General features: G+C 60.8%; 11 protein-coding genes. 4 read left to right on the forward strand and 7 right to left on the reverse strand.

Annotated elements, in window-relative coordinates; all coding sequences use genetic code 11:
• Window positions 1-167: 167 nt before the first annotated feature.
• From WBB95_RS10100 to WBB95_RS10115, 4 genes are all read right to left on the reverse strand, one after another.
• On the reverse strand, window positions 168-752 hold the full coding sequence (locus WBB95_RS10100) for a DUF4174 domain-containing protein (RefSeq protein ID WP_424487449.1): 585 nt from the start codon (window positions 750-752) through the stop codon (window positions 168-170).
• Between the two features lie 165 nt (window positions 753-917).
• Window positions 918-1,550 (reverse strand): glutathione S-transferase N-terminal domain-containing protein, encoded by a 633-nt coding sequence (locus WBB95_RS10105; protein WP_424487450.1) that lies wholly within the window; start codon window positions 1,548-1,550, stop codon window positions 918-920.
• A gap of 13 nt (window positions 1,551-1,563) precedes the next feature.
• A complete protein-coding gene (locus WBB95_RS10110) occupies window positions 1,564-2,142 on the reverse strand; it encodes a GNAT family N-acetyltransferase (RefSeq protein ID WP_424487451.1) in 579 nt (192 codons plus the stop codon).
• A 73-nt stretch (window positions 2,143-2,215) separates the two neighbouring features.
• Complete coding sequence (locus tag WBB95_RS10115) at window positions 2,216-4,573, reverse strand: DNA polymerase II (RefSeq protein WP_424487452.1); 2,358 nt, start codon at window positions 4,571-4,573, stop codon at window positions 2,216-2,218.
• Between the two features lie 219 nt (window positions 4,574-4,792).
• Here WBB95_RS10115 and WBB95_RS10120 point away from each other — a divergent pair, with 219 nt between their 5' ends.
• Window positions 4,793-7,027, forward strand: a complete 2,235-nt coding sequence (locus tag WBB95_RS10120; RefSeq protein ID WP_424487453.1) for a TonB-dependent receptor — start codon at window positions 4,793-4,795, stop codon at window positions 7,025-7,027.
• Between the two features lie 87 nt (window positions 7,028-7,114).
• On the forward strand, window positions 7,115-7,702 hold the full coding sequence (locus WBB95_RS10125) for a hypothetical protein (protein WP_424487454.1): 588 nt from the start codon (window positions 7,115-7,117) through the stop codon (window positions 7,700-7,702).
• A 41-nt stretch (window positions 7,703-7,743) separates the two neighbouring features.
• Here WBB95_RS10125 and WBB95_RS10130 read toward each other — a convergent pair whose 3' ends face one another.
• Window positions 7,744-8,211, reverse strand: coding sequence for an SRPBCC family protein (locus tag WBB95_RS10130; protein WP_424487455.1), 468 nt, complete (start codon window positions 8,209-8,211; stop codon window positions 7,744-7,746).
• 99 nt (window positions 8,212-8,310) lie between these two features.
• Between WBB95_RS10130 and WBB95_RS10135 the strand changes: the two genes are divergently transcribed.
• Window positions 8,311-8,712: a GFA family protein gene (locus WBB95_RS10135; RefSeq protein ID WP_424487456.1), complete on the forward strand. Its 402-nt coding sequence runs from the start codon at window positions 8,311-8,313 to the stop codon at window positions 8,710-8,712.
• 1 nt (window position 8,713) lies between these two features.
• Here WBB95_RS10135 and mrdA read toward each other — a convergent pair whose 3' ends face one another.
• Window positions 8,714-10,606, reverse strand: a complete 1,893-nt coding sequence (gene mrdA / locus WBB95_RS10140; protein ID WP_424487457.1) for a penicillin-binding protein 2 — start codon at window positions 10,604-10,606, stop codon at window positions 8,714-8,716.
• 133 nt (window positions 10,607-10,739) lie between these two features.
• The gene (locus WBB95_RS10145; protein ID WP_424487458.1) at window positions 10,740-12,155 is read right to left on the reverse strand and encodes an aldehyde dehydrogenase family protein; all 1,416 of its coding nucleotides are present in this window, start codon (window positions 12,153-12,155) and stop codon (window positions 10,740-10,742) included.
• 102 nt (window positions 12,156-12,257) lie between these two features.
• Between WBB95_RS10145 and WBB95_RS10150 the strand changes: the two genes are divergently transcribed.
• Window positions 12,258-13,148, forward strand: coding sequence for a LysR substrate-binding domain-containing protein (locus tag WBB95_RS10150; protein ID WP_424487459.1), 891 nt, complete (start codon window positions 12,258-12,260; stop codon window positions 13,146-13,148).
• The last annotated feature ends 25 nt before the right edge of the window (window positions 13,149-13,173 follow it).

Raw genomic sequence — 13,173 nt, forward strand, 5'->3', positions numbered from 1 at the left:
GGCGGCCCACGGATTCAAGCCGGAGTGAGGGCACACCGAGCCTAGGCGAGGTGCCGAGTGGAGGGGCAAGAGCGTTTTGCTTACTTTTGCGCTCTATCAAAAGTGAGCCGCTGTAAGAGCGGAACCCCTACCCGCCATCACCAAAAAAACGGATATGCACCCAGGACTCAATCATCCAACGGTTGCGCCGCCGGCTTGCTACCCGCCTTGGCAGGCTTGACCGCTTTAGCCCCCTTGCCCGCAGGCGCCGCAACAGGCTCAGGCGCCACCGGCGCGGCGAGTTCTTTTTCAGCCATTGGCATCTGGTCAATAGCACTGAAAAACTCTTTCAAATCGAGGGCATCCGGTGGCACCGTCTTCTCGACTTTCTTCTCGCCGTCCTTGCCCACCAGAATCACCTTGGTGCCACTGCCGGCGCCCAGCTTGAGGGCACGGATCAGCGCATTGGTTTCAGGCGGCGTGAGCTTCTTGTTGTCCTTCGCGTCCTTGGCGAACTTCTCGCCTTCGGCACCGATGCTGCCAAAAGACACGGTGTAGAGCACCATGCTGCGCTCTTCAAAGGACTGCTTGGTCGCAGGTTCGTCCAGTTGTTTCTTGAGGGTGGCCAAGGTCGGGTTGCCGGAGTCAAGTTCCACGACCACCAGCGGCCGCGACTTGCCCAGGTCCTGCTTGAGCGGGTTGATATCATCAGCGGCCAACAGCGGCCCCGTAAAAGCCATCAAGGTAGCCAGGGTCAGCGACCGGATGAGCATGCGCACCTCCTTTGAATTCCATGCAGGGTTCTTGAGTTTCATGTCTGCGACAGTCAAATTCAAGGATGATTCCTACACCACTTTAAGAAAGCGTAGGTCAGGACGCCCGCTACGCAAGGGGCTGGGCAGGTTCAACGGTCATTGTTTCTTCTGATTGCGGAAACATCACGAGCCTTCCCACGCCGGCCAATGCCGCGCGAACACGGGGGCCACAAGCGGGTCGGCATCCACCTGCGCCAGGGTCTGGGCAAAGCTTGGCGCCAGGGCGCGCAGTACTTCCCGCGCCTCATCCCAACGCGACACCGCCGCTGCCATGATCCCGAGTGCATTCGGCACCTGGCCGGGGGCGAACAATTGGTCGGCGAACTGATCGGCAAACACCACCCAGGCTTGATGCAGATAGCGGCGGGTGCCGGTGGTTAATTGTGTCTGCACGGTTTGATCCGCCTCCCCCAGCCAACGCTGCGGGTAGTCGATGATGCCGATCGCCGAGTAACAATTGGCGGCGATGTACACCAGGCCCCGGATGATCTGGGCGCGGTTGCCCGCCAGCAGAGCGGACGCGGGAAATTCCAGGCCCAAGTGGATCAGGATGGCGGCGCTTTCGGTCAGTACCTGGCCATCGGGCGTGACCAGGGTGGGGATCTGTTTGAGCGGGTTGATGCGCGACAGGGCGTCGCTGCCCTCGCTGTCTTCCCAGGAGCTTGCGTCTATCCGCCGCCAAGGCACCGCGCAACGCTGCAGCGCGATTTCGATCATGCAGGAACCGGATTCGTCGGTGCCATAGAGCGTGTACATGGGCGTTTCCTCCTTATCGCAGTAATTTAGCCTGCAGGCTGGCCTTCACCTGCGGCCACTCCGAATCAATGATGCTGAAGCGCACCGAGTTGCGCTTGCGCCCGTCGGGCATGATGCGTTCGTGACGCACGATACCTTCCTGCACGGCGCCGAGGCGCAGGATCGCGGTGCGGGATTTCTCGTTGAGTTCATCGGTAGTGAATTGCACGCGCACGCAATCGAGCACCTCAAACGCGTAGGTCAGCAACAGCAGCTTGGCCTCGGTATTGATCGCGGTTTTCTGCGTGGATTGCGCCAGCCAGGTGTGGCCGATTTCCAGTTTGCGGTTGACCCGGTCAACCTTCCAGAACCGCGTGCTGCCCACCACCTGGCCGGTGTCGCGGCGCACGACAGTGAACGGGATAACACTGCCGGCGTCGCGTCCGGCCAAGGCGGTGTCGATATACGTGTCAATCGTGTCCGGGCCGGGCACGTTGGTGACCTTGAGCTGCCACAGCTCACCGTCGGCGGCAGCGGCGAGCAAGGCACTCGCGTGTTCAGGGTGCAGGGGCTGGAGTTCGACCGTGGTGCCGGTCAGAGTGATCTGGGTCATGGAACGCTGCGCCGTCTGGGGGTGGTCGTCAGTGAGCAAGAGTGCAGGCGCTGACCGTGCGGGGGCAAGCGTTTTAGAACAGGCCCATTTGCCCGCCGACCAGCGTGCCGAAATCATCGTTTACGAACGGCAGGATCGCATCGGCCACCGGCTGCAATTGCCGGGTGACGTAGTGGTCGTAGTCGATCGGCGCCAGCCGTACTTCCAGGGGCTCTGGGCCGTTGACCGTGATCACGTAGCTGATCCAGCCGCCGCGCTGGTACTGGCGCGGTCGCCCGAGGCGGTCGTTGTAGTCGTCGGCCAGGCGCGCGGCGCGCACATGCGGCGGCACGTTGCGCTCGTAGTCATCCAGCTTGCGACGCAGGCGTTTGCGGTAGATCAGCAATTCATCGAGTTCACCGCTCAGCGTACGCCGCACATACTCGCGCACGTAATCCTGATGGGGCTGGCGATGGAAGATGCGCTGGTAGAGTTCCTGCTGGAACTGCCGCGCCAGGGGCGACCAGTCGCTGCGCACGGTTTCCAGGCCCTTGTAGACCATCTCTTCGCTGCCGTCGCCGCGCACCACCAAACCGGCGTAGCGTTTTTTGCTGCCCTCTTCCGCACCGCGAATGGTCGGCATGAGGAAACGGCTGAAGTGGGTTTCGTATTGCAATTCCAGCGCGCTTTGCAGACCGAACTCACTGTGCAAATGCGCGCGCCACCACTCATTGACGTGCTGCACCAAGGCCTGGCCGATACGGCTAGCGTCCTCCTGGGAATGCGCACTGCCGAGCCAGACGAAGGTGGAGTCGGTGTCGCCGTAGATCACCTCGTACCCCTTGGCCTCCACCAGTTCGCGGGTCTGGCGCATGATCTGATGGCCGCGCATCGTGATCGAAGAGGCCAGCCGTGTGTCGAAGAACCGGCAACCGCTGGAGCCGAGTACGCCGTAAAAAGCGTTCATGATGATTTTCAGGGCTTGGGAAAGCGGCGCGTTGTGTTCGCGCTTGGCGGCTTCGCGACCTTCTGAGACGCGCGTGACAATCGACGGCAGGCAGTGGCGGGTACGCGAAAAACGCGCACCGCGAAAGCCTTCTACCGACGCGCTGTCGTCGGGGTATTTCAAGCCTTCGATCAAGCCCACCGGGTCGATCAGGAAGCTGCGGATGATCGACGGGTAAAGACTTTTGTAGTCCAGCACCAGCACCGACTCATAGAGGCCGGGGCGTGAGTCCATGACAAAACCACCGGGGCTGGCCTCGGGCGGTTTGTCGCCCAGGTTCGGCGCGACGAAACCCTGGCGGTGCATCAGCGGCATGTATAAATGAGTGAAGGCCGCGACCGAGCCGCCATTGCGATCGGCCGGCAAGCCGGTGACGCTGGCCCGCTCCAGCAGAAACTTGAGCAGTTCGGTCTTGGCGAAAATCCGCGTGACCAGCTCGCAGTCCTTGAGGTTGTAGCGCGCCAGGGCAGGCTTGTCCTCGGCAAACATGCGGTTGATTTCGTCCATCCGCTGGTACGGCGTGGAGATGTCCTTGCCTTCGCCGAGCAAGGTTTGCGCGACGTTTTCCAGGCTGAAGGATTCGAAGCTCCAGGTGGCCGAACGCAGCGCCTCGATGCCATCGATGATCAGCCGCCCCGCCGCTGCTGCAAAATAGTGATTGCGGCTGCCGTGCTCGCGCCAGGCCATGGGCTCGTTGCCACGCCCGAGCATCAGCGGCACGTTGAGGCGTTGGGCATGTTCATGCAGCACACGCAGGTCGAACTGCACCACATTCCAGCCGATGATCGCGTCGGGGTCGTGGGTGGCGAGCCATTCATTCAGGCGTTCGAGCAATTGCGCGCGGGTGTCGCAGTAGTCGAGCTTGAAGTCCACCGCGTCGGTTTTGTTCGGCGGCCCGAGCATGTACACCTGGCGCTCGCCGCAGCCTTCGAGGGCGATGGAATAGAGATCCCCCTGGGCGGTGGTCTCGATGTCCAGAGACACCAGTTTCAGCGGCGGGCGGTAGTCGGGGTCTGGCTTCATCTGCGCGTCGGACAGCGCGCCGCTGGCATCCGGCGTGCCGCCAAACCACACCGGGGCGGTAATGAAGCGCTCCATCATGTAGCGCTCGGGCGGGCGCACGTCGCCTTCGTAGACGTCCACACCGGCAGCGCGCAGGCGTTTTTCCAGGTCCATCAACTGACGGTGCTGGCGGGTGTAAAGGCCGAGGACCGGACGGTGGTGGAAATCGCACAACTGCAACGGGCGCAATTCGATATCGCGCTCGCCTTTGAGCAGCCAGTCCAGCGGTTTGCGATGGGCCTCGGGGATAAACATCACCGACGTTTGCACGGGTAGGCGGATAAACCTCGGGCCCTGGTCGGTGGCCAGCCAGAAACTGACCTCCGTGCCCGCCGGGGTATCGCGCCAATGCCGGGTCAGGACAAAACCCTGCTGTAAATCCACCGTACCGCACCTCAGGAATCGCTTTCAGGGCGTGATTCTACTCGGCATCCGCTCAAACGCGGCACGTTAACGCGCACGCAGACTGTATTCCGATAATTTTGTTGCAAGATACTAATAACAATTACTATCATTTGCACCGGAGTCGTATCCGCGCAGTGAGGAAGCGCAGCCGTTGTTGCCCTTTTTCCTCACATTGACGGTTCGCCGTCAGGATCGACCATGCCCACCTGCACCCGACCGTCCGTACCGTTTCGCCCTACCCTGCTCGCCCTGTGCTGCTCCCTGAGCCTCACTGCTCACGCCGCAACCCCTGCCACCCCGCAGGATGCGAACAACCGTCAGAGCGGCAATACGCTGGAACTGGGTGCCACCAACATCAATGCCGAGGCCCCCGCACCGAACGCCCTGCCCCCGGTCTACGCCGGCGGCCAGGTGGCCCGCGGCGGCCAGTTGGGTGTGCTGGGCAACCAGGACATCATGGACGTGCCGTTCAGCATGGCCTCCTATACCGAGAAATTGATACGTGACCAGCAAGCCGAAACTGTCGGCGATGTGCTGCTCAATGATTCCTCCGTGCGCCAAGCGTCGGGCTTTGCAAACCAGTCGCAGGCGTTCGTGATCCGTGGCCTGCCCCTCAATGGCGACGATATTTCGCTGAATGGCTTGTACGGCATCCTCCCACGCCAACTGATGTCCACCGACGCCCTCGAACGCGTCGAAGTGTTCAAGGGCCCCAACGCGTTTATCAACGGCGTGACGCCCGGTGGCTCGGGCATCGGCGGCGGCGTAAACCTGCAACCCAAGCGGGCTGATGACCTGCCCTTGCGCCGCTTCAGCACCGACATCAGCAGCGATGGCCGGGTCGGTGAACACCTGGACATCGGCCAGCGTTTCGGCGAAGACAACCGCTTTGGCGCGCGGGTGAACATCTCCCAACGCGAAGGCGACACGGGCATCGACGACGAAAACCAGCGTTCGAAGCTGTTTTCGGTCGGCCTGGACTATCGCGGCGACGCCCTGCGCCTGTCCGGGGACTTTGTTTATCAGAAGCAACAGGTCAACGGCGGGCGTAACTCGGTGTTTCTCGGCAGCGGGCTGACCAGCGTCCCCAAACCGCCGTCGGCAGACACCAACTACGCGCCGAACTGGGGCACCACCAGCCTCGAAGACACCTTTGGCATGCTGCGTGGCGAATACGACCTCAATGACAACTGGACCGCCTACGTCGCGGGCGGCGCCAAGCACACCAATGAAATTGGCCGCTATTCGTCGCTCACGGTCATCGACAATCTCGGCAATGCCACGCTCAGCGGCTCGCGTATCGCCCACCAGGAAGACAACACCAGCCTGATGGCCGGCTTGAACGGCAAGTTCCAGACCGGCTCGGTCAGCCATAAGTTGAACCTCGGCTTGACGGGCATCTGGACCCAGTCGCGCAATGCCTTCGACTTTGCCTCCGGCACCCAAGCGACCAATATCTATAACCCGGTCGATGTGGCTCCGCCCGCCAGGGGCGACTTCACCGCCGGCAGCGACCTGAACGACCCAGGCATCACCGCCAAGACCTTCGCCCGCAGCGCGGCAGTGTCGGACACCCTCGGCTTCATGGACGACCGCTTGCTCGTCACCGCTGGCTTGCGTCGCCAGGAACTGGTGGTGCAGGGCTACGCGTATGGGACCGGTGAGCGCACCGCCAACTACGACAAGGGCATTACCACGCCGGTGTATGGCCTGGTATTCAAGCCGTGGGACCACGTGTCGTTCTACGCCAACCACATCGAAGGCCTGGCGTCAGGGCCGACGGCACCGACCACGTTTGGTGGCGCCACCGTCACCAACGGCAACCAGACCTTCGCCCCGGCTCGCTCGAAACAGACCGAGGCCGGCGTCAAACTCGACATGGGCACTTACGGGGCAACACTGGGTGTGTACCGCATCGAGCAGCCGACCCAAGGCTATTCCCAGCTCAATGCAGACGGTGGTGCGACCTTTGTATTCCAGGGTGAGCAAGTCAACAAAGGCGTGGAGCTGAACGTCTTCGGTGAGCCTGTCAGCGGCCTGCGCCTGCTGGGCGGCGCGACGGTTATCCATACCGAAGTGAATGGCACCCAAAACGGCGCCAACGACGGCAATCGTGCCATCGGCGTGCCGACGTTCCAACTCAACGCCGGCGTAGACTGGGATGTGCCCGGCCTGCAAGGTGTGAGCCTCAACGGCCGGATGTTGCGCACCGGCGGCCAATACGCCGACGCGGCGAACACCCTGAGCCTGCCGACCTGGAACCGTTTCGACGTGGGCGCGCGCTACAACTTCAAGGTCGCTCAGCGTGATGTGACCTTGGGCGCTACCGTGGAGAACGTCGGCAATACCAAGTACTGGGAGTCGGCACTGGGCGGTTATTTGACCCAGGGCGACCCGCGCGTGGCGAAGTTGTCGGCGACGGTGGATTTCTAACCGCGTTAATCGGCGGCGGGTCAGCAGATTTGCGCATCGCTGACTCGCCACTAGACTCAGGGCTTCTCTCACATGGAAGTTTGCTCAATGAAAGTATCCCGCTCCTTGCGCCAGGCCATCGCCCTGGTCACCCTCCTGTCCGCCGGCAACCTCGCCGCCCACGCTGCCGATATCCCGCTGTCCAGGTCCCTTGAAGCCGATGAAGTGACCACCAAAGTGCTGTCGGTTGATGCCGCCAATCACCAGGTGGTGCTTGCGGGCGCCCAGGGAAACCCGGTGCATGTGCAGCTCAGCGATGACGCCAAGGACCTGGGCAACCTCAAGGTGGGCGACCAGGTGAAAGTGCTGACCACTCATTCGGTGGCGGCCGTACTCGACACTGATATCGACAAAAGCGCGCCGGATGCCAGCGAAAAAACTGGCGTGGTGCGTGCCACTGCCGATAACCCGAACCCCGGTGGAGCAGCGTTCCGCCAAGTTCAGGTGCAACTGAAGATCACCCACATCGACCTGAAGAAAAACCAGGTCACCCTGGAAAACCCGACCGGTGTGACAAAGGTGCTCAACGTTGAAAAACCGGAGGTCCGCGCCGGGCTCAAAGACCTCAAGGTCGGGCAGAGTGTGCTGGTGACCTTCACTGATACCCTGGAAATCACCACGGCTCACGAAGGCTGATACGGAATAAACGACGGGCACCCTTACGGTGCCCGTTCAGGTCAGGCGCGGCGGGCCTGATTCAGATAGGTTTCGATGTTGCCCATTTGCTCGTCCCAGCCCCGCGAATTCATTTTGAAGGCTTTCTGGCGGCGCGCCTCGGGCACCGCGTCAAACCCGGATTCGACGACCCGCAGCAGAATGCCCGGCGCACGATCCTCAATGGTGAACTCAACCAGCGTCGGGGTTTCCTTGTCGTAGTCGACGCCCTCCTCGACCGCAAAGGGGTGCCACCAGAATGAGAACAGGGTTTGTGGCAGGATGCGTTCGATCCTGGCCTTCCACACCACATGCTCATAGCCGGGGTAGGTGATCGGTGCTTCGAGGGTTTCCCCAGCCACAAAGGTTTTGCCCTTGAGGGCGATACCGAACCAGCTGCCGAATTGCTCGGCATCGGTCAGTGCTTCCCAGACCTGTTTACCTGACGCGTTGAGCAGGACTTTCCGTTCGATGCGATCTAATACGTGCATAAGTCACCTCCTCCATTGACAGTAGGCGACATCGACCAATGCGCAACCTTGGGGTGTACGCGATGATGATGACTCCGTCCTTGATCAGGCAATACGTTTATGACTGACCCGTTGAATGGAAGTTGCTTCTGCAAAGCCGTGCGTTATCAGGTGGACAGCCTGGACATGCCGATCAGCCACTGTCACTGCGACAGCTGCCGCAAAGTGCATGCCGCCGCGTTCGTGACCACCGCCGGGGTGATGCGCGAGCATTTTCGCTGGACGCAGGGCGAGGCGCTGTTGTCGGCCTTTGAATCATCGCCGGGAAAACGCCGGCATTTCTGCTCACGTTGCGGCTCACACCTGATGGCCGAGCGCGGGCATCAGCCCCATGTGATTGTGCGGGTGGCCACGCTGGATGATGACCCGGGCGTCAGGCCCACCGCGCATATCTGGACGGCCCACGATGTGCCATGGCTGGCACATGAGGGCGTTGAGCAATGGGACGAATGGAAAGCCTGAATCAAACGTGCGGGTCGCCGGGGGCTTTGGCTGGGGTCGCATATTGCGGCTTCAGGTGACCTTCCTGGTCGAGCAGCCAGGCGTCCATGATCTGCCGCACCACCGGGCCTGCCACACGGCCACCGGCCTCACCGTTTTCAATCATCACCGAGATCACGATTTTCGGGTGTTCGGCCGGCGCGAAGCCGACAAACAAGGCGTTGTCGCGATGGCGCTCCAGGGTCTTGTTACGGTTGTAACGCTCACCCTGTTTGATCGCGACCACTTGCGCGGTACCGCTCTTGCCCGCAATCCGATATTGCGCGCCAACGGCCGCCGCCCGGGCGATACCGCGCGGGTCGTGCATCACCAGCTGCATGCCGTGGTTGACCTGCTCCCAATCACGCGGGTCCTTGAGGACTACGTTGGGCATCGGGTTTTCATCCACCGGCGGCACGCCGTTGATGGTCTTGGCCAGGTGCGGCCGGTTCCACACACCTTTGTTGGCGATCAGTGCAGTGGCCTGGGCCAGCTGCAGCGGCGTGACTTGCATATAGCCCTGACCGATACCCAGGATCACGGTTTCACCCGGGAACCAGGGTTGACGCCGTGTCGCACGCTTCCAGGCTTGGGACGGCATCAGGCCGGATGACTCCTCGAACATGTCCAGGGAGACTTTCTGACCGAGGCCGAATTCGGCCAGGTAATCATGCAGGCGGTCGATGCCAAGCTTGTGCGCCAAGTCGTAAAAGTACGTGTCGTTGGAACGCATGATGGCTGCGTCCATGTCTACCCAGCCGTCGCCACTGTGGTTCCAGTTGCGGTATTTGTGGTCAAAATCGGGCAACTGGTAGTAACCGGGGTCGAACACCCGGGTTTGCGCAGTCACTACGCCGCTGTCGAGGCCGGCGATGGCCACTTCCGGCTTGATCGTCGAACCCGGCGCATAGAGCCCGCGCAGTACACGGTTGAACAGCGGGCGGTCGATGGAGTCGTGCAGCGCCGCGTATTCCTTGAAACTGATGCCGGTGACGAACAGGTTCGGGTCAAAGCTTGGTTTGCTGACCATTGCGAGTACTTCGCCGGTTTGCGGGTCGAGTGCGACCACCGAACCACGGCGGTCACCCAAAGCTTCTTCTGCCGCTTCCTGAAGTTTGACGTCGAGGCTCAAGACGATGTTTTTACCGGGGATCGGGTCGGTGTGCTTGAGCACGCGCAACACGCGGCCCTGGGCATTGGTCTCGACCTCTTCATAACCGACATGGCCATGCAGCTCGGACTCGTAAAAGCGCTCAATGCCGGTTTTGCCGATGGACTGGGTACCGCGATACTCCACGGAGTCGAGGGCCTTGGACTCTTTTTCGTTGATCCGACCGACGTAACCGATCGAGTGAGCGAAGTGCGCGCCCAGCGGGTAATGGCGAACGAATTGCGGCTCAACGTCGACGCCGGGCAGGCGGAACTCGTTGACGGCCAATACGGCAATTTGCTCCTCTGTCAGCTCGTAAAACAGCGTGACCGGTACGAATGGATGGCGCGCCTGTTTCAACGCTTTGTCGAACACCGCGCGGTCTTCGGCGGGCAGGTGCAGCAGGTTGACGATGGCGTCCAGCTCCCCCTTGAGGTCGGTGGTGCGCTCGCGCGTGATTATCAGGTTGTAGCTGGGGCGGTTGTCAGCCAGTACCACGCCATTGCGGTCGTAGATCAGCCCGCGGGTGGGCGTAATCGGCAACACGTGGACACGGTTATTCTCGGAAATCGTGGAGTGATAGTCGTACTGCACCACCTGCAGGAAATACATCCGGCCCACCAGGGCGCAGGTGATGCCAATCACCAGCAACGCGCAGGCGAGCAGACGCTTGTTGACCAGGCGGTTTTCTTTTTCGTGATCCTTGATCGGTATCGGTTCAGGCATTTCTACAGCATCTCGTTGAAGAAGGTCGACGCCGCATCCTGCGGATAAAGATCAATCCTTGTGAAAATGTGCTGCACCATACCAAAAATGCAGAAACACTTTGCATTGATTTCCCCAACGGCATGCTGTTTTGTCAGGAGAGAACGGATTTTGGCTCCAGAAACGCCTCCAAACCGAACGTGCCGTACTCGCGGCCGATGCCTGACTGTTTAAAGCCACCAAACGGCGCGCGGGGTTCATGGGCCAGGGTGTTGATCAGTACGCGACCGGCATCGATACGGGCCGCCAGCGCGTGGGCTCTTTGTGGGGCTGAAGACAGAATGTAGGCTTGCAGCCCGTAAGGCGTGTCGTTGGCAATTGTCAGGGCTTCTTCTTCATCGCTGTAGGTGATGATCGACAGCACGGGGCCGAAGATCTCCTCTCGCGCAATGGTCATCTGGTTGGTGACACGGCTGAAGACCGTAGGCCTGACGAACCAGCCGGCGCCAATGCCCTCCGGCAAGCCGGGGCCACCCGCCAGTAAGTGCGCGCCCTCTTCGATGCCGACCTGAATATAGCGCTGAACCCGTTGCCATTGCTTGAGACTGACCATCGGCCCGATGCTGGTAGCCGGGTCATTGGGGTCGCCCGCCTGAAACTTTGCAACCTCTTCCACCATCAGCGCTTCTACGTCAGCCAAGCGATGAGCAGGTACGAGGATACGGGTGCCGGCAATGCAGGCTTGGCCACTGTTCATGAACCCGGCCTGGAGTGCCATGGGGATGGCTTTTTGCAGATCCGCATCATCGAGTATCAATACCGGCGACTTTCCACCTAACTCCAGGGTAATGCGCTTCAGCGTTTCAGCCCCGGCTCTCAGGATCTGTTTACCGACGGCAGTAGAGCCGGTGAATGAGACCTTGGCAATGTCGGCGTGCGTACTCAGCACGGCACCTACGGTTTCCCCACGCCCAGTGACAATATTGAAGACGCCGGGTGGCAGGCCTGCTTGATGCAACGCGCGGGTGACGATGGCGGTCTGGATGGCGCTCATCTCACTTGGCTTGATCACTGCCGTACAGCCGGCAGCCAATGCAGCGGCCAGCTTGCCGCAGATGAAGCCGGCGTTACTGTTCCAGGGCGTAATGAGTCCCGCAACACCGAGAGGCTGCAGGGTGACCTCGGCGATGCCGAGGCGGCGTGTGAAGGCATAGTCATCCAGCACATTCGCCATGTCTAGCAGGACGCTTGCGGCATGCTTGGCCATCCACACCGCACGGGAAACCGGTGCGCCATATTCCTCGATGATCGCCTCTGTCAGCTGCGTCTCAACAGAGGCAACCGCGGCATGCATGCGCTTGAGAGCGTCGACACGTTCGGCTTTCGGCGTGCGCGAGAACGCGGGAAATGCCTGCTTTGCTGCACGGATGGCGCTGATAGCATCCTGCTCATCGGCGAGGCGGACCTGGCCGATACGCCGAGCGTTGGCGGGGTTGAACAGGTCAAAAAGCTCTTCCCCGTGGGGCGTGACAAATTGGCCATTGATATAGATCTGATCGACCTGATGCATGAAGACTCCGGAGGCATACAGTTGGTATGCCCCACGGTAAGCCACTATGATTGATCTGATAATCCGTACAAAACCGCATGACTTGATGAGCTATCCAGGACAATGAACACATCCGGACTGAACGAACTGGAAGCCGTGCTGGCTGTCGCGCGGCACCGCAGCTTCAGGGCTGCGGCCACAGAGTTGAACGTGTCGACGTCGGCACTGAGCCATTCAGTCGCCGCACTTGAGGCTCGGATGGGAGTGCGGTTGTTTAACCGTACGACGCGTAGCGTATCGCTATCGGAAGTAGGCGCTGAATTTGTCAGCACAATCACGCCTGCGCTTTCGACGATACGTGTAGCGCTTGAGCAAGCCGGCAATCGTCAGGCAGCACCCACTGGCACAGTGCGGCTCAATACTTCCGCGGGTGCGGCGAAGCAGGTGATGCCACTGCTGCTGGAGTACATGCGTCGCTATCCACAGATGAAGCTGGATATCGTTACGGAAGGTCGATTGGTCGACATCGTGGGCCAAGGATTCGATGCAGGTATTCGTCTAGGCCACAGCGTTCCTCAAGACATGATTGCGGTCGATATCAGCCCGCCCCAGCGGTTTACCGTCCTGGGCAGTCCGGCCTACTTTGCCAATCACCCCGCTCCCCTCAGCCCTCTGGATTTGAATACGCATGAATGCATCCGCAGCCGGATGCCCAGCGGGGCGATCTATCGCTGGGAGTTTGAACGTCACGGTGAAAGCATCGCTGTGGATGTGCAGGGCGCACTGACATTGGATAACCCGACATTGATGCTTCAAGCCGCCAGAGCGGGGTTGGGGCTGACGTATTTAACCCATTGGAATGCGTCCGCTGACTTGGCGCAGGGGACATTAATAAGCGTACTCGAAGACTGGACACCGACGTTTGATGCGTTGCGCCTCTATTACCCAGGTAGACGCCACGTGCCAGCAGGCTTGAGGGCTTTGATTGAGCTGATCAAGGAGCAGGCGTTCTGAGGGCGAACCCCTGCTTGTTACTTTC

This window comes from Pseudomonas sp. (genome assembly GCF_049645325.1).
Taxonomy (GTDB): Bacteria; Pseudomonadota; Gammaproteobacteria; order Pseudomonadales; family Pseudomonadaceae; genus Aquipseudomonas.

Bases quoted from the DNA above. Each gene is read 5' to 3' on its own strand.
- WBB95_RS10145 (WP_424487458.1), bottom strand. From the start codon at position 12,155: ATGCATCAGGTCGATCAGATCTATATCAATGGCCAATTTGTCACGCCC.
- WBB95_RS10120 (WP_424487453.1), top strand. From the start codon at position 4,793: ATGCCCACCTGCACCCGACCGTCCGTACCGTTTCGCCCTACCCTGCTC.
- WBB95_RS10110 (WP_424487451.1), bottom strand. From the start codon at position 2,142: ATGACCCAGATCACTCTGACCGGCACCACGGTCGAACTCCAGCCCCTG.
- WBB95_RS10100 (WP_424487449.1), bottom strand. From the start codon at position 752: ATGCTCATCCGGTCGCTGACCCTGGCTACCTTGATGGCTTTTACGGGG.
- WBB95_RS10150 (WP_424487459.1), top strand. From the start codon at position 12,258: ATGAACACATCCGGACTGAACGAACTGGAAGCCGTGCTGGCTGTCGCG.
- WBB95_RS10105 (WP_424487450.1), bottom strand. From the start codon at position 1,550: ATGTACACGCTCTATGGCACCGACGAATCCGGTTCCTGCATGATCGAA.
- mrdA (WP_424487457.1), bottom strand. From the start codon at position 10,606: ATGCCTGAACCGATACCGATCAAGGATCACGAAAAAGAAAACCGCCTG.
- WBB95_RS10130 (WP_424487455.1), bottom strand. From the start codon at position 8,211: ATGCACGTATTAGATCGCATCGAACGGAAAGTCCTGCTCAACGCGTCA.
- WBB95_RS10125 (WP_424487454.1), top strand. From the start codon at position 7,115: ATGAAAGTATCCCGCTCCTTGCGCCAGGCCATCGCCCTGGTCACCCTC.
- WBB95_RS10135 (WP_424487456.1), top strand. From the start codon at position 8,311: ATGACTGACCCGTTGAATGGAAGTTGCTTCTGCAAAGCCGTGCGTTAT.